Origin of the sequence: Roseateles puraquae (genome assembly GCF_002205845.1) — a bacterium.
Lineage (GTDB): Bacteria > Pseudomonadota > Gammaproteobacteria > Burkholderiales > Burkholderiaceae_C > Pelomonas > Pelomonas puraquae.
The window spans coordinates 35156-51482 of sequence record NZ_NISI01000018.1; the positions used below are offsets into that span (position 1 = coordinate 35156).

Genomic DNA, 16327 nt, shown 5'->3' on the forward strand with positions numbered 1-16327 from the left:
CTGGTGTTTGGGCGAGAGTGTGCCTCGGGCTGACGGCCCGCCTGATCGGTATCTTTACCAGCGAAAAATTCCCCTGGGCCGGGGGGCGCGGGGTTCAGGGGCCGTACTTGCGGCCGGCGGATTCGAGGGGCCAGCGGTCCGTGCGCAGGGGCGGCAACGGCAGCCCGTCACCGCCGACGACGTTGGCTTCGCTGGTGTTGTTGACCCAGGCATAACGGGCGGCGACCGGCTGCGCGACCGCCGCGCTGCGCAGCACGATGCGGTCGCCTTCCAGCCGTGCTTCGGCCGGCACCCAGCGCCGGTCGGCACCCGCCACCAGGAAGCCTCGCAGCGGTTCGCCAGCGCGCGCCGGGCGCAGGCCGCCGGCGGTGTCGGCCAGGCGCAGCACCAACGTGTCGCCACGCGTCTCATGCCCGATCACGCGCGGGCCGCCAGCCGGAGCGCCCCGCAGACCCAGCTCACGCAAGGCCAGGGCCGCAAGGCGCTCGCCGAGCGTGCGTTTGTTGCGAGGATGGATGTCGTTGGCATCGCCGACGTCGATGGCCGTGGCCATGCCGGTGTGGGGCAGGGTGAGGGCGGCGGCCTGGGCCTCGCGCAGTTCGGGCCACCCGCCGGCGCCCGGCTGGTTGTCGGCCAAGGGCAGGAAGCTGGCCAGTTGCACGAACAGGAAAGGCAGCTTGGCGTCGCCGAACTGGCCGCGCCAGTCCTGGATCAGGCGCCGGAAGGTGCCGGCGTAGGCCTCGGCGCGCCACACGTTGCTCTCGCCCTGGTACCAGAGCACCCCGCGCACCGACAGGCCGTGCAGCGGTGCGATCAGGCCGTTGTGGGCCAGCGTGGGCGCGTCATTGGCGGTCGGCTGGTCAGCGACGGTGATCTTCTCGACCCGGGCTCGCCAGAGGCCGGCCAGCGGCACGCTGCCGGCGGCCGTGTCGAGCCGCATCGCCGCGGCATCGCCATGAAAGCCGCCGCCGCCACCGGTGTCGGTCACCCGCACCGCGATCCAGTTCGCGCCTGGCCGCAGCACGCCGGCCGGCACGGCATAACGGCGAGGCTGGTCGTAGCCGCACTGGCCACCCACGCGCTGGCTGTTCACCCAGACCTCGTCGCAGTCGTCCACCTTGGCCAGGTGCAGTTCGGCGGCGCCGGCGGCCTGGGCCGGGCTGAGTTCGATGCGCTTGCGCAGCCACACGACGCCGTCCAGGTCGGCCAGGCCCTGGCCCTCCCAGACGCCAGGCGCCTGCAGCGTGGGCCAGGCGGCGTCGAGGTCCTGGGCGGCAGACCAGCCGGTGGCATCCCCCCCGTCCAGCGGCAGTCCCGGCTGCCAGACGGTGACGCGGGCGGACAGGCGCTGGCGCAGGGCCGTGCTGTAGCTGGCGTTGTCGGCGGGCAGGGCTCGCACGGCCGGGGCGAGGTCGGGGTCTTGCAGGGCGGCATCACGCCGAACCCAGGTTTCAAGCATGGAGCCGCCCCACGCCACGTTCACCAGGCCGATGGGAATGCCCTGCACCGACTGAAGGCGGCGCGCGAAGTGATAGCCGATGGCGCTGAACTCGCCGACCCGGCCCGGCTCGGCCACGACCCACGGCGCAGGCGCGATCTCGGCTTCGGGCTGGAGGCTGGCGCGCAGCGGCACGCGCAGCTGGCGCAACTGGGGGTTCTGCGGCGAGGCGATGTCCTGCGGGCCGGTGTCGGTCGGCGCGAGCGGCCACTCCATGTTGGACTGGCCGCCGAGCAGCCACACATCGCCGATCAGCACATCCTGCAACTCGACGCTGCCGTCGCCGGCCACCGTCAGGCGGTGAGGGCCGCCCGCGGGCAGCGGCGGGAACTGCACCTGCCAGCGGCCGCTGGCGCCGACCTTCACCTGGGCGCGGCGACCGGCCAACGCCACCGCCAGGGTCTTGCCTGGCGTGGCCTGGCCCCACAGGCGCAGCGGTCGGTCGCGCTGCAGCACCATGTGTTCACCGAACACTTCGGCCAGACGCACATCGGCATGGGCGGCAGAGCTGGCCAGGGCCAGGGCGGCGGCCAGGAACATCAGGGGGTTCTTCATCGGTGGCAGCAGGAGATGAGGGAGCGGGGCGATGGGTTCAGCCGAACTCGGCGCGCAACGCAGCGTACAGCCGCTGGAAGCGCGCATGCCGGTCGCGCAGCGAAGCGGCCAGCGTGGCGTCCGGCTCGGCCACCCGCGCCACGGCCGGCGTGCGGCAGACCTCGGCCACCGTGCCGCCCACGGCGAGCCAGGCCAGGCGGGCGGCACCCAGCGCGCCACCGGCTTCGGCACCTACGCCGGTCACGAGGCGCACGTCCAGCAGCGAGGCCAGCAGGCGAGCCCACCAGTCGCTGCGCGCGCCGCCACCCACGAGCCAGAGTTGGTCGGCGTGGCCGCCGCCAGCCTGCAGGGCCTGCCAGCCATCCAGCAGGCCAAAGCCCACGCCTTCTAGCACCGCATAGCCGAGGTCAGCCGGGCCGTGCGCCTGCGTCAGGCCGAAGAACACGCCCTGTGCATGCGGGTTGTTGTGCGGCGTGCGTTCGCCGCTGAGGTAGGGCAGAAAGATCGGGGCCTGCTGGCGCTGTGCGGGCGTCAGGGCAGCCACCTGCTCGATCAGCGCGGCTTCGTTCGGCTGCCCCAGGGTCTGCGTGACCCAACGCAGCGCGCTGGCCGCACTGAGCATGACGCTCATCTGGTGCCATGTGCCCGGCAGCGCATGGCAGAAGGCGTGCACGGCGCGGTCCGGGTTGGGGCTGAAGGCCTCGTTGCACAGGAAGATGACGCCGGAGGTGCCCAGCGACAAGAAGCCGTCTCCCGGCTTCACAACGCCCATGCCGACGGCGCTGGCGGCGTTGTCACCCCCACCGCCGGCGATGACGACGCCCGCTTGCAGGCCCCAGCGTGCGCACAGTTCGGGCTTGAGCGTGGTGCTGGCTTCGCTGCCTTCCACCAGCCGCGGCATGTGGGCTTCGGTCAGGCCCGTCAGCGCCAGGGCCTCGGGCGACCAGCGGCGGCGCGCCACGTCCAGCCACAGCGTGCCGGCGGCGTCGCTCATCTCGCTGACCGCCTCGCCGCTGAGCTGCAGGCGCAGCCAGTCCTTGGGCAAGAGCACCCGGGCCACGCGGGCGAAGAGGGCGGGCTCATGCTCGCGCATCCAGGCGAGCTTGGGCGCCGTGAAGCCGGGCATTGCGAGGTTGCCGGTGATGGTCGGCAACTCGGGGCAGGCGGCCATCATCGCGGCGCACTGCGCGCCGCTGCGGCCGTCGTTCCACAGGATGGCGGGGCGCAGCACGGCGCCGTCGCCATCGAGGGCCACGGCTCCGTGCATCTGGCCCGACAGGCCGATGCCGCGCACCTGCGCCAGCGCGGCATCGTGCTCAGCCTTCAGCCGGGCCATGCCCTGGTCGAGGGCGGCCCACCAGTCGGCGGGCTGCTGCTCGCTCCACAGCGGTTGCGGGCGTTGCACCGTGAGTGGCACGCCGGTGGTGGCGACGATGTGGTGCTGCTCGTCCAGGAGCAGCAGCTTCAGCTCGGAGGTGCCGAGGTCAATTCCAAGGAACATGGCGAATCACCGCAAGGGAAAGGCGGGCGCTCAGGGCACCGCTGAATGAACACAGCCACAGAGACACAGACTCACAGAGAGCGCCGGTCAGAGGCACGAGCCCCTCGGTGTCTCTGTGCCTCTGTGGCGCTTTTCCTGGGCCCGGCCTGGCGGCGCCGTCAGACGAACTGGTTGACGATGTTTTCCAGACGTTCCTGGCGGCCGGAGCGCGGCTGCGGCGAGATGCCTTGCGCATGGACGATCTGAGCCAGGTCGTCCAGGCTCGCGCCTGCGTGGATCTTCTGGCCGAGTTCACCGTTCCAGCCCGCATAGCGGTCGGCCACGACCTTCTCCAGCTGGCCGCTCTCGTACAGCGCGGCGGCGGCCAGGAAGGCGCGGGCCATGGTGTCCATGCCGCCGATGTGGCCCTCCAGCTGGTCGATGGGGTCGATGCTCTGGCGGCGCACCTTGGCGTCGAAGTTGGTGCCGCCCGTCGTGTAGCCGCCCGCGCGGATGATCTCCAGCATGGCCGGCACGAGTTGCACGTGGTTGTTGGGGAACTGGTCGGTGTCCCAGCCGAGCTGCTCGTCGCCGCGGTTGGCGTCGAGCGAGCCGAAGATGCCCAGGGCGCAGGCCGTGGCCACTTCATGCTCGAAGCTGTGGCCGGCGAGCGTGGCGTGGTTCACCTCGATGTTGACCTTGACCTCGTTCTCCAGGCCGTAGGTCTTCAGGAAGCCGTAGACCGTGGCGCTGTCGTAGTCGTACTGGTGCTTGGTGGGTTCCTGCGGCTTGGGCTCGATCAGGATGGTGCCCTTGAAGCCGATCTTGTGCTTGTGCTCGACCACGGCGCTCAGGAAGCGGCCGTACTGGGCCAGCTCGCGCTTGAGGTCGGTGTTCAGCAGGGTTTCGTAGCCTTCGCGGCCGCCCCACAGCACGTAGTTGGCGCCGCCCAGGCGGTTCGTCCACTCCAGCACTTGCTTGACCTGCGCGGCGGCGTAGGCATAGACCTCGGGGTCGGGATTGGTCGCCGCGCCGCTCATGAAGCGGCCGTGCGAGAACAGGTTGGCCGTGCCCCACAGCAGCTGGACCTTGCCGTCCTGCATCTTCTTGGCCGCGGCCTCCAGCAGACCGTCGAGGATGCGGTTGGACTCGGCGAGCGTGGCGCCCTCGGGGGCCACGTCGCGGTCATGGAAGCACCAGTAGGGCAGCCCCAGCTTGCCGAAGAAGTCGAAGGCCGCGTCGAGCTTGAGGTAGGCCGCCTTGACCGGGTCGGCTTCGGCGAACCAGGGGCGCTGGAAGACGGTGTTGCCCAGGCCGAACACGTCCTCGCCCTTCCAGCAGAAGTTGTGCCAGTAGCAGACCGCCGGGCGCAGATGTTCGGCCAGGGTCTTGCCCAACACCACGCGGTTGGCGTCGTACCAGCGGTAGGCGAGGGGGTTGGTGGATTGGGGGCCTTCGTAGGTGACGACGGGCAGATCGGAGTAGGCAGTGTGGGCGGAGCTCATGGCGGTGTCCTGCGGAAACGGGTTCTGGGAAGGGAAGGGGAGGGAGGTGTCGGATGTCAGGTGGCGGCGGGAGCGAGGCCCGCCTTCAGGCGCCGCTCGGTCAGGTCGTCAGCCATCTGCAGCGTCGTGTGCTTGTTGAGCTTGTTGGCCAGCATGCACAGCGTGCAGGCCGCGAACAGCGCGCCCACGCCGAAGCTGGACATGAAGCGGTAGCCGGCGATCGCCTCGGGCGCCCCGGGCTGCTGGGTGTCGTAGCCGAAGAAGCCGGCCAGCACCCACAGGAAGCAGGCCGAGCCCAGCGCCAGGCCGGACTTCAGCGAGAAGCCGATGGTGGCGAACACCATGCCCGTGAAGCGCCGGCCGGTCTGCCATTCGGAGTAGTCGGCCGCGTCGGCATACATGGCCCACATGACCGCGATGGTGGGCGCATAGAACACCGAGCCGAGCATGTGCAGGCCGAGCATGCCCCACACGGCGTCCGGCGGCATCGCGTACAGCGCGCAGGCCTGCAGTGCTGACAACGCGAAGCCGGCGATTGCCACGTTGCGTTTGCCGAATCGTGCCGACAGGCCGGAGGACAGCATGATCACGACGATGGTGGTCGCAAAGCCCGCCATGTTGATGATGCTGTTGTAGACGTCGGCCACGTTGGAGCCGGCGAGCTGGTCGCGGGTGCCATGCACGATGTAGCCCAGCGCGTCGGCCAGGCTGCCGGTGCCGGCCGGGTCGGGCGTGGTCAGGCCCAGGGCGGCGACGAAGTCGAACATCGCGGCCTTGTCCACGTAGTGGTGGTAGTAGTTGTAGTGGGCGCCGCCGCGCATGGACAGCATGCCGAAGTTGAAGACGGTGTACGCCACCAGCGCGATCCACGGGCCGTTCTTCAGCAGGTCGCGAAAGTCCTGCAGGGGCGAGGACTTGACCTCCACCAGCGGCTGGATGCGCTCGCGTGTGGTGAAGAAGGTCACCATGAACAGCACCAGGCACAGCACCGCCCAGATGGTCATCGTGACCTGCCAGCCATGGGCCCGGTCATGGCCCTGCGCGAACTTGGCCACCAGCGGCAGCGTGAAGCCGCCCACGATGAACTGCGCCACGTTGACCGACACGAAGCGGTAGGAGTTCAGCTTGGTGCGCTCGTTCAGGTCGCCCGTCATCACGCCGCCCAGGGCGGAGTAGGGCATGTTGTTCATCGAGTAGAGCGTCATCAGCAGCGTGTTGGTGATGCCCGCGTACGCGATGACCATGCCGGTGCTCCAGCCCCAGGCCGGGTCGGGTGTCGTGTAGGCCAGCACCATCACCACGGCCCAGGGTACGGCCGTCCACAGCACCCAGGGGCGGAACTTGCCCCAGCGGGTGTTGGTGCGGTCGGCCAGCACACCCATGACGGGATCGAACACCGCGTCCCACAGGCGCGGCCACAGCAGGATGGCGGCCGCCGTGCCGGCCGACAGGCCGAACACGTCCGTGTAGAAGTTCAGCTGGAACAGCACCATCGACATGAAGACGAAGTTGGCGGCGGCGTCGCCTGCGCTGTAGCCGGCTTTCTCCAGGAAGGACAGGGGCGGGTGGGTTGCCATCGGGTTGTCTCGTGTCGTTGTCGTTGTCGTCTTCAGCTTGGCGCGGTCTCAGGCCTGCGCTTCGTAGCTGAAGTGGTCGAAGTCCGCGGCGCGGCGTGTGCCGGACAGGTCCTGGCAGGCCAGACCGATGAAGTTGCCGGTGAAGCCGAAGCTGCGCGCGAACTCGCCTTCGAAGTGGGTCACGTACTCGTCGCTGAGCATCGCGGTGTCGAGTTGCGGGCCGACGTCCTGCCAGGCCGCGCCGCCCTGGCGCCACTGGAACTGGTAGTGGTCGTGGCGGAACTGCACCGCGAGCTCCACCGGCCCGTCGGCCAGCTCGACCGGCGTGGCCGGCTCGGTCAGCGCGCCGCGGCGGTTGACCGTCAGCCGCAGCACGCGCAGGCCGGAATCGACGTCGCGGCTGACGTGCAAATAGGCGTGGTTGTTGGTGTTGTAGTAGGCAACGAGACCCGCCATCTGCTGGAAGTGCTCGGGCTCGAAATCCACGCGCGTCTCGACGCGGCAGTTGAAGTGCTGCTGACGCCGCGCGACCAGGCTTTGGTCGAACGTGCTCATCAGCGACTCGCGGCCCTTCAGGCGCAGCCAGCCCGGCCGTTCCGTGAGGGAGATCCAGCGCTCGTCGAAAGGCACGCGCAGCGAGTTGAGGTGCGGGTTGAGCGTGGGGCTGTCGAAGTCGTCGCGTGCGGGCTCGGGCGGGAACGGGTGCTCGGGCAGGCCGCTGTCGGCCACGTGCAGGCGCGGTGCATTGCCGCCGCCGTCAATCTCGGGCCAGTCGTCCGCGCGCCAGACGATGCGCTGCAGGCTGGTCTCGCGGCCGAGCGGGCAATGCAGATGTTGGTAGACGCCATTCTGACGATCGGTGTGGGGGCCGCTCCACTCCAGCGGCCGGCCGGCCAGGTGGGCCAGGTACCAGTCGCCGCGCGCGGTCTGCACGAGGCTGGCATGGCCGCTGCGTTGCAGGCCGTCGGTGGGCTGCTGCCAGGCGGTCAGCAGCGGGTTGCCGGGCAGGGTCTCGTAAGGCCCGTCGATGTTGCGGGAGCGGGCGAGCGTGACGGCATGTTCGTAGAAGGTGCCGCCTTCGGCGGTGAGCAGGTAGTACCAGCCATTGCGGCGATACAGGTGCGGGCCCTCCACCACGCCCAGCGGGGTGCCGGCATAGATGTTCTTCACCGGGCCCACCAGGCGGCGGGCGTCGTGGTCGTACTCCTGCAGCAGGATGCCGTTGAAGTTGTGCTTGCCCGGCTGGTGGATCCACTGCTGGTTCACGAACCAGTGGCGGCCATCGTCGTCGTGGAAGAGGCTGGGGTCGAAGCCCGAGCTGTTCATGTAGATGGGCTCGCTCCAGGGGCCGTCGATGTTGGGCGCCGTGATGAGGTAGTTGTGGACGTCCTTGTGGGCACCGTAGAGCGAGCGCACATCGGAGTAGATGAGCCAGAACTGACCGCCGGCGTAGCTCAAGCAGGGCGCCCAGACGCCGGACGAGTCAGGATGGCCGATCAGGTCGAGCTGGCTTTTGCGGGTGACGGCATAGCTGTGGTGGCGCCAGTGCTTGAGGTCGCGCGAGTGGTGGATGCGCACGCCCGGCCACCATTCGAAGGTGGAGGTGGCGATGTAGTAGTCGTCCACGCCATCAGCGCCAGGCACACGGCAGATGGACGGGTCGGCGTGAAAGCCCGGCAGGATGGGATTGGTGATCATGAGGAGCGCAGGAAAGGTCAGGCCGCCACGGCCAGGCGGCGGGCGGCGATCAGGGGACGGGTGAGCCGGTAGCGGGCCAGGGCGGCCGCGCCAACGGGCACGGCGTCGGCCCCGAAGCGGGACAGGGTGACGGTGGGAGAGGATTCGCCGGCCGCGCCCGCCAGCTCCTCCAGCGTGGCGAAGGCGTGCTGCAGGAAGGGCGGGCCCAGCTCGACGGACGGCCCGCCGAGCACGATGCGGCCGGGGTCATAGGCGGCGCACAGGTTGCCCAGCAGCAGGCCGAGGTAGCGGCCGGCGTTGGCCACGGCGGCGCGGCAGTCGGGCTGCTCGGCGTCGAGCCGGCGCCGCACCTCGGCGAGGCCACCGGCGTCATCGGCCGCGGGCAGCATGGCGCGCAGGCCGATCAGGGTCTCGGCGCAGCCGCGCCGGCCGCAGCTGCAACGGGGGCCGTCCAGCGCCAGTGTCATGTGGCCGACCTCGCCGGCCAGGCCGCGCGCGCCGGTCAGCAGCCGGTCCTCGACGATGACGCCGGCACCGACGCCCACGCCCAGGCTCAGGTAGATGAGCGGGTCGGCCCGGCCTTCGCTGCCGAACTCCAGCTCGCCCAGGGCCGCCACGTCGGCCTCGTTCTGAACGAACATCGGCACGGTCTGCAACGGCGTGCCGCGCAGATGCTCGGTCAGCAACTGGCCGACTGGCAGGTCGCGCCAGCCGAGGTTGGGGGCGAAATGCAGGTGCCCGGTGGCTTCATCCACGCCGCCGGGCAGGCCGATGCCGATGCCGATCACCTGCTGCTGCGGCGTGTCCAGCCGTGCGTGCAACTGCACCAGCAGCTTGGCCGCGCGCACCAGGGCCAGCTGCGGGTCGCGGGCAGCGTCCAGCGGCGAGCGCAGCCGCGCCAGCACGTCGCCGGTCAAGGACGTGACGACCGCGTTCACACCGTCCACGCCCATTTCGGCGCCGAGCAGCACCAGGCGGCCTGGGTCGATGAAGAGCGGCGTGGGGCGGCGGCCGAGTTCGCCGGTGGCGACCACCTCGCGTTCCAGCAGCCAGCCTTCGGCGATGAGCTCCTTCACCAGCGTGCTGACGGTCGACTTGGTGAGCTGCAAGGCTTCCGCCACCGCGGCGCGCGACTGCCCGGGCTGTGCGCCCAGGTGCCGCACGATGGCCATGCGGTTGAGGTCCTTGAGCAGATGCTGGTCGGCGGTGAACTGCATGCCTGCCTTCAAGGGGCGAGGTGCCCGTCAGCGCTGCGGCGCACGGCGGCAGCGGGGGTGGCAGGGGCGAGGGTCAACGTGTGTCTCCGGGAACGCAGCGCTCCAGGGCCACTCGGCGGGCGAGGGGCTTTGGGCGCCGGATTGGCTTGCTGTGAGCTCAAATGTAGCGCTACCATTTTGCTTCGCGCAAGCACGTTTTCTCTAACATTCCCGCGCCTCCGGGGTCGGGCCACCGAAGGAGACCGCATGAAGTTCTGGGCCCGAACCCTGGTGGGATGGCTGCTGGCCGTCGCGCTGCCAACCGCCTGGAGCGCGGTGGAAGATGGCTACGACCTGTGGCTGCGCTACCGGCCCCTGCCGCCTCAGGCGGCGGCGGCACTGGCTGCGCAAGCGCGCAGCCTCGTGATCGCGCCTGGAGCGGCCACCTCGCCCGTGCTGAGCGCGGCGCTGGGGGATCTGCAACGCGGCATCCAGGGCCTGACCGGACGCCTGCCGGCGGTGGCCACGGTGCCGCAGCCGGGTGCCCTGCTGCTGGTCACGCCGGCCACCGCGCCAGCCGGCCTCACCCTGCCCTGGCAGGCGCTCGGCGGCGAGGGCTATCTGCTGCGGCGCGTGCGGCTGCAGGGCCGGGAGGTCACGGTGATCGCAGCCAACGCCGACCGCGGTCTGCTCTACGGGAGCTTCGCCTGGCTGCGTGCCGCGCAGACCGGCGCCGACCTGGCGCGCCTGGACGAGTTCAGCGCGCCCCGGCTGCCGCTGCGCCTCCTCAATCACTGGGACAACCTCGACCGCAGCGTGGAGCGCGGCTATGCCGGCTCTTCGATCTGGGACTGGTGGAAGCTGCCGGACCTGCGCGATGCACGCTACGTCGATTACGCCCGCGCCAACGCATCCCTGGGCATCAATGGGACGGTGCTCAACAACGTGAATGCCAAGGCCGAGTCGCTGACGGCGCCTTACCTCGCCAAGGCGGCGGCCCTGGCGCAGGTGTTCAGGCCCTACGGCCTGCGGGTCTACCTGTCCGCGCGTTTCTCGGCGCCGGTGGAACTGGGCGGGCTCCAGACGGCCGACCCGCTCGATCCGGCGGTGCGCGCCTGGTGGCGAGCCAAGGCGGACGAGATCTACCGTGCCATCCCGGATTTCGGCGGCTTCCTGGTCAAGGCCAATTCCGAGGGCCAGCCCGGCCCGCAGGACTATGGCCGCAGCCATGCCGACGGCGCCAACATGCTGGCCGAGGTGCTGGCGCCGCATGGCGGCATCGTGATGTGGCGAGCCTTCGTCTATGCCCCTGACGCGCGCGACCGCGCGGCCCAGGGCTTCGCCGAGTTCCAGCCGCTGGACGGGCAGTTCGCAGCCAACGTCATCGTGCAGGTCAAGAACGGGCCGATCGACTTCCAGCCGCGCGAGCCCTTCCATCCGTTGTTCGGCGCCATGCCTCGCACCGCCACGGCGCTGGAGGTGCAGATCACGAAGGAATACCTCGGCTTCTCGACCCACCTCGTCTACCTCGGGCCGCTGTTCGAAGAAGTGCTGCGCGCGGACACCCATCGCCCGGCGCCGGGGGCCACCGTCGCGCGGCAGATCACGGCCATGGCCGGCGTGGCCAACATCGGCACCGATCGCAACTGGTGCGGCTCCCACTTCGACTGCGCCAACTGGTATGCCTTCGGGCGACTGGCCTGGGACACCGACCTGGCGGCCGCCCGCGTGGCGCGCGAGTGGGTGCAGCAGACCTTCACCCGTGACCGCCGGGCTGTCGACACCGTCACCGCGCTGATGCTCGATTCACGCGAGGCGGTGGTCGACTACATGACCCCGCTGGGCCTGCATCACCTGATGGGCACCGGTCACCACCACGGGCCGGCGCCCTGGGTCAGCGACCTGGAGCGGGCTGACTGGAACCCGACCTACTTCCACCGAGCGGGCCCCGACGGCATCGGGTTTGATCGGTCGCCGCGCGGCAGCGGCTCGGTGGCGCAGTACGCGCCGGCGCTGGCCGCGCGCTGGTCTGAGCCCGCCACCACGCCCGAGGCCTTGCTGCTGTGGTTCCATCACCTGCCCTGGGACCACCGCATGGCCTCGGGCCGCACGCTGTGGCAGGAACTCGTGGCCCACTACGACCGCGGCGTGGCCCGCGTGGAGGCCATGCGCGAGCAATGGGCGGGCCTGCGAGGCGTCGTGGATGCGCGGCGGCATGCCGAGGTCACCGCCTACCTGGCGGTGCAGGCCCGCGAGGCGCGCTGGTGGCGGGACGCCTGCCTGGCTTACTTCCAGGCGGTGTCAGGCCTGCCGTGGCCCGCGGGCACGCAGCCGCCCGCGGAAGCACTGGAGGCCTACCGGGCCCGCCGATTCAAATTCGCACCGGGTCAGGGCGGGTGACGCCCCCTCAAATATGATTGTGCGACCAAGCTCACCACCACCTGAGGGACACCTTTGAAGCCTACCGTTCGTGCTGGCCGCAGCACCAAGGTCGCCACCATCGCCGATGTCGCACGACTGGCCGGGGTGTCGCCGATGACGGTGTCCCGGGTCATCAATGGCGAGCAGAACGTCCGGCCCGGCACCCGCGAGAAGGTGCACGCCGCCGTGGCCGAGCTCAATTACCTGCCCAACCAAGCCGCCCGCCACCTCGCCGGATCGGAGCCCATCCGCATCGGCATGCTCTACATCGACCCGACGGCGGGCTATCTCAACGAATTCCTGATCGGGCTGCTCAACAAGGCCACGCTGCGCCATGTGCAGTTGGTGGTGCAGCGCTGCGAGGCGGCGCGCGAGGGCGAGGAGAAGCCGGTGGCCGAGATGATCGCCAACGGCATCGACGGCCTGATCCTGCCGCCCCCCTTCTGCGACTCCCAGCCGCTGCTCAAGCTCGTGGCCGAGACCGACACGCCGGCCGTGGTCGTGTCCGCGGGCCAGCCGCCGGAGGCCGTGTGCGCTGTCGGCATCAACGACTTTGACGCCGCCTACGAGATGACGCGCCACCTGCTGAACCTCGGCCATCACCGGCTGGGCTTCATCATCGGCGACCCCTACCAGAGCAGCAGCGCGCGGCGCCTGGCGGGCTTTCATGCGGCGATGGCCGATGCGGGCCTGAACATCGAGGAGGAAGAGGTCGTCGCGCAGGGCATGTTCACCTACCGCTCGGGCCTGGATGCGGCCGAGTTCCTGCTGTCGCAGGAGCGCCGCCCCACGGCCATCTTCGCGAGCAACGACGACATGGCAGCAGCGACCGTCGCCATCGCCCACCGCATGGGGCTGGACGTGCCCAGCGACCTGACCGTCGTCGGTTTCGACGACGCCCCCCTGGCCACCACCATCTGGCCCGAACTCACCACCGTGCGCCAGCCCATCATGGAGATGGCCGGCGCCGCGGTGGATCTGCTGGTGCGCCACATCAAGGCGCGCCGCACCGGCGAGCCTCTGCCCTGCGAGCATGAGCTCATGGATTTCGAACTGGTCCGACGCCAGTCCGACGCGGCCCCGCGGCTGAGACCCAAGCCCCTCGCCCAGGCGCGCCGCTGAACGCGCGTGCGCCTGGTCGGCCCCCCGAGGGGACGGCGATGCGTGCGGCATGGCGCCGCAAGCACATCGCCCGCCGGCCGGCTTGGGGCGGCCCGGCGCTCGGCCAACGGTGAAACCCGTGATCACGATGAGCCACGACATGGAACGACTCTCTGCCCCGCGCTTCAAGCGCCTGCTGCTGACCGGCGCCGCCGGCAACCTCGGTCGCGTGCTGCGCCCGCGCATGAAGCACTACTGCGACGTGCTGCGCCTGTCCGACCTGGCCCCCATGGACCCCGCCGGCGAGGGCGAGGAAGTGGTGCAGGCGCCGCTCGAAGACCTCGCCGCGATGCAGTCGCTCTTGAAGGACGTGGACGCCGTGCTGCACTTTGGCGGCGTGTCCATCGAGAAGCCCTTCGACGTGGTGCTGCCGGCCAACATCGTCGGCGCCTACAACGTGTACGAAGCGGCGCGCCAGCGCGGCGTCAAGCGCATCGTGTTCGCGAGCTCCAACCACGTCATCGGCTTCTACAGCCAGGGCGAGACCATCACGCCCCAGGCACTGCCGCGGCCCGACAGCTACTACGGCCTGTCCAAGGCCTTCGGTGAGAACCTGGCGCAGTTCTACTTCGACCGCTACGGCCTGGAAACCGTCAGCCTGCGCATCGGCTCCTGCTGGCCCGAGCCGACCGACCGCCGCATGCTCGCCAGCTGGCTCAGCTACGACGACCTGGAGCGGTTGTTGGTGGCTGCGCTGAGCGCGCCTGTGGTCGGCCACAGTGTCATCTACGGCGTGAGCGACAACCGCTCGACCTGGTGGGACAACAGCGCGGCGCGCCACATCGGCTACCGGCCCCAGGACAGCTCCGAGCCCTGGCGCGCCCAGGTGGAGGCGGCCCATCCTTACGTGGACCCAAGCCGGCCCGAAGTGCGCTGCCAGGGCGGCGGCTTCGTGGTGCTGGGCCCCTTCGAGAAAGACCCGGCGCCATGAACATCGCCTTCGCCCCCAACGCGCGCCGGCCCGACCCGGCCATCGAGGTGCTGGACGACGCCTTCCTGCCGCTGCGGCTGTTTGCCGCGGGGGTCGAGCAGATCGCCACCGGCCTGGCCTGGGCCGAGGGCCCGGTGTGGTTCGGCGACGGCCGCTATCTGCTGGTGTCGGACATCCCGAACAACCGCATCCTGCGCTGGGACGAAACGACCGGCGCAGTCAGCGACTTCCGCCGGCCGAGCAATAACGCCAACGGCCATGTGCGCGACCGCCAGGGGCGCCTGGTCAGCTGCGAGCACCTGACCCGGCGCATCACCCGCACCGAGTACGACGGCCGCATCACCGTGCTGGCCGACCGCTGGCAGGGCAAGCGCCTGAACTCGCCCAACGACATCACCTGCGCGGCCGACGGCAGCCTGTGGTTCAGTGACCCGAGCTTCGGCATCGCGAGCGACTTCGAGGGCGAGCGCGCCGAGGCCGAACTGCCGCACGGCGTGTACCGCATCGACGGCGCGACAGGCGAGCTGAGCCTGCAGCTCGACGATCTGCAGGGGCCCAACGGCCTGGCCTTCAGCCCGGACGGCCGCACGCTGTACGTCATCGAGAGCCGCGCCCGGCCGCACCGCCTCATCTGGGCCTATGACGCCGACGGCCCGCGGCTGTCGAACAAGCGGCTGCTGATCGACGCCGGTGGCCCTGGCGCCTTCGACGGCATGGCGGTGGATGTGCAGGGGAACCTGTGGTGCGGCTTCGGCGGTGACGGCAGCAAGGCGGCCGATCCGGCGCAACTCGACGGCGTGCGGGTCTACAGCCCCGAAGGCCGGCCGCTGGCTCACATCCATCTGCCGGAGCGCTGCGCCAACCTGTGCTTCGGCGGGGCCAAGGGCAACCGGCTCTTCATGGCCAGCACGCACTCGGTCTACGCGCTCTACGTGAACACCCGCGGCGCGGTGGCCTGAGGGCGGGGCGAACTCAGGGGCTGACCCGGCGCTCAGCAGTGTGCTGCCGCGCCAGCGGTCCGATCAGCACGCACACCGCCAGCGTCGTGCCGATGAGCACATTGCCCACCCACGGGAAGTGCTCCAGCCGGCCATCGGCCGCGATCACCACGATGTGGCCCGAGATCAGCGCTGCCAGGCCGCCGGCCAGCTGCTGCAGCGCCGCGTTGATGGCCGTGAAGGCGCCGCGCTGCTCCGGCGCTGGGATGCCAGTCACCACCACCTGCCAGGGCACCATGCGCGAGAAGATGCCCGCAAACAGCACCACGTTGATGGCGACCAGCGCGATCAGCGGCGAAGGCCCGAGGCGGGTGTAGATGGCCACCATGGCGATCGTGAGGGCGCTGCCCGTGTAGAACACCGGCAGCGGCCCGAAGCGGTCGGCCAGGCGGCCCACCAGCGGGGCGACAAACATCGTGCTGATGCCGGTCACCAGGTAGACGATGGGCAGGTGGGCCAGGTCGATGCCGACGTTGTGCACCGAGAAGGCGCTGGCGAACGGCATGATCATGAAGCCGCCGGTGGTCAGCAGCGCGGTGATGAGGAAGGCGTGCAGATGTCGCCGCTGGGCCACCGTGTGCCACAGGTGGGCAAAGGCGCTGCGCTCCTGCTTGAGCTTCAAGTGGGCATCCACGGGTTTCATGCGCCAGGCGATCAGCAGGCCGCCTGCGGTGCCAAAGGCCACCAGCGCCAGGAAGGGCGTGTGCCAGTCGCCATGCGTGGCGAGATACAGGCCGAAGGGCAGGCCCAGCACCTGGCTGGCCGCAAAGCCGCCCTGAAGCAGGCCCATCACGCGGCCCCGCAGTGCGGGCTCGAAGAGGTCGGCCGCAATCGCCATCACGATGGAGCCAATGACGCCGCCGAACAGGCCCGTCACGATGCGGGCCAGCAGCAGGGACTCGAAGCTGGTGGCCAGGCCGCACCACAGTGTGCCGAGCAGGAAGCCGCCGTAGAAGAACAGCAGCAGCCGCTTGCGGTCGAAGCGGTCGGCAAAGCCCGCGGTCAGCAGGCCTGACAGCCCCGCGCTGAAGGCATAGGCCGACACCACCATGCCGAACTGCTGGGCGGTCATGCCCATGGCCGGCATGATCATGGCGCCCAGCGGCGACATGATCATGAAGTCCAGGATGACCGCGAACTGCAGCAGTGTCAGCAGGGCGGTCACGAAGCGCTGGTAGCGCGTGAGGGAGGGCGGGGCCCCGGCGGCGGTGGCGGCGGAGGCGGGTGCAGAGGTGGCCATGGGTGCGGAGTGTGCGTCAGATGCCGCTTGAACGTGGCAGCAGGGATGTCGTCCTACGCGGGTTCGC

At 70.1% G+C, this 16327-nt stretch carries 11 protein-coding genes; 4 read left to right on the forward strand and 7 right to left on the reverse strand.

Annotated elements, in window-relative coordinates; translation table 11 throughout:
- Positions 1 to 94: 94 nt before the first annotated feature.
- The 6 genes from CDO81_RS25500 to CDO81_RS25525 all read right to left on the reverse strand — a co-directional run bounded on the left by CDO81_RS25500 (position 95) and on the right by CDO81_RS25525 (position 9530).
- Positions 95 to 2053, reverse strand: a complete 1959-nt coding sequence (locus tag CDO81_RS25500; protein ID WP_158218430.1) for a sialate O-acetylesterase — start codon at positions 2051 to 2053, stop codon at positions 95 to 97.
- Positions 2054 to 2090: 37 nt separating this feature from the next.
- Positions 2091 to 3554 (reverse strand): xylulokinase, encoded by a 1464-nt coding sequence (xylB, locus tag CDO81_RS25505; protein WP_088486079.1) that lies wholly within the window; start codon positions 3552 to 3554, stop codon positions 2091 to 2093.
- Positions 3555 to 3712: 158 nt separating this feature from the next.
- Positions 3713 to 5038 carry a xylose isomerase gene (gene xylA / locus CDO81_RS25510; protein ID WP_088486080.1) on the reverse strand — a complete coding sequence of 442 codons (1326 nt, stop codon included), beginning with the start codon at positions 5036 to 5038 and terminating at the stop codon, positions 3713 to 3715.
- Between the two features lie 56 nt (positions 5039 to 5094).
- Entirely contained in the window at positions 5095 to 6615 is a 1521-nt protein-coding gene (locus CDO81_RS25515; RefSeq protein ID WP_088486081.1) for an MFS transporter, read from the reverse strand.
- A gap of 48 nt (positions 6616 to 6663) precedes the next feature.
- The gene (locus CDO81_RS25520) at positions 6664 to 8313 is read right to left on the reverse strand and encodes a glycoside hydrolase family 43 protein (RefSeq protein ID WP_088486082.1); all 1650 of its coding nucleotides are present in this window, start codon (positions 8311 to 8313) and stop codon (positions 6664 to 6666) included.
- Positions 8314 to 8330: 17 nt separating this feature from the next.
- Complete coding sequence (locus CDO81_RS25525; protein WP_088486083.1) at positions 8331 to 9530, reverse strand: ROK family transcriptional regulator; 1200 nt, start codon at positions 9528 to 9530, stop codon at positions 8331 to 8333.
- 246 nt (positions 9531 to 9776) lie between these two features.
- On the opposite strand from CDO81_RS25525, the gene CDO81_RS25530 reads away from it, so the two are divergent.
- From CDO81_RS25530 to CDO81_RS25545, 4 genes are all read left to right on the forward strand, one after another.
- A complete protein-coding gene (locus CDO81_RS25530; RefSeq protein WP_088486084.1) occupies positions 9777 to 11909 on the forward strand; it encodes an alpha-glucuronidase family glycosyl hydrolase in 2133 nt (710 codons plus the stop codon).
- 54 nt (positions 11910 to 11963) lie between these two features.
- Positions 11964 to 13052, forward strand: coding sequence for a LacI family DNA-binding transcriptional regulator (locus CDO81_RS25535; RefSeq protein ID WP_241517159.1), 1089 nt, complete (start codon positions 11964 to 11966; stop codon positions 13050 to 13052).
- Positions 13053 to 13191: 139 nt separating this feature from the next.
- On the forward strand, positions 13192 to 14022 hold the full coding sequence (locus CDO81_RS25540; protein WP_088486122.1) for an NAD-dependent epimerase/dehydratase family protein: 831 nt from the start codon (positions 13192 to 13194) through the stop codon (positions 14020 to 14022).
- The gene (locus CDO81_RS25545; RefSeq protein ID WP_088486085.1) at positions 14019 to 14981 is read left to right on the forward strand and encodes an SMP-30/gluconolactonase/LRE family protein; all 963 of its coding nucleotides are present in this window, start codon (positions 14019 to 14021) and stop codon (positions 14979 to 14981) included. Before CDO81_RS25540 ends, CDO81_RS25545 begins: the two co-directional genes overlap by 4 nt.
- A 13-nt stretch (positions 14982 to 14994) precedes the next feature.
- Here the strand turns inward: CDO81_RS25545 and CDO81_RS25550 are convergent, their stop codons facing one another.
- A complete protein-coding gene (locus tag CDO81_RS25550; RefSeq protein WP_088486086.1) occupies positions 14995 to 16260 on the reverse strand; it encodes an MFS transporter in 1266 nt (421 codons plus the stop codon).
- Positions 16261 to 16327 lie beyond the last annotated feature (67 nt).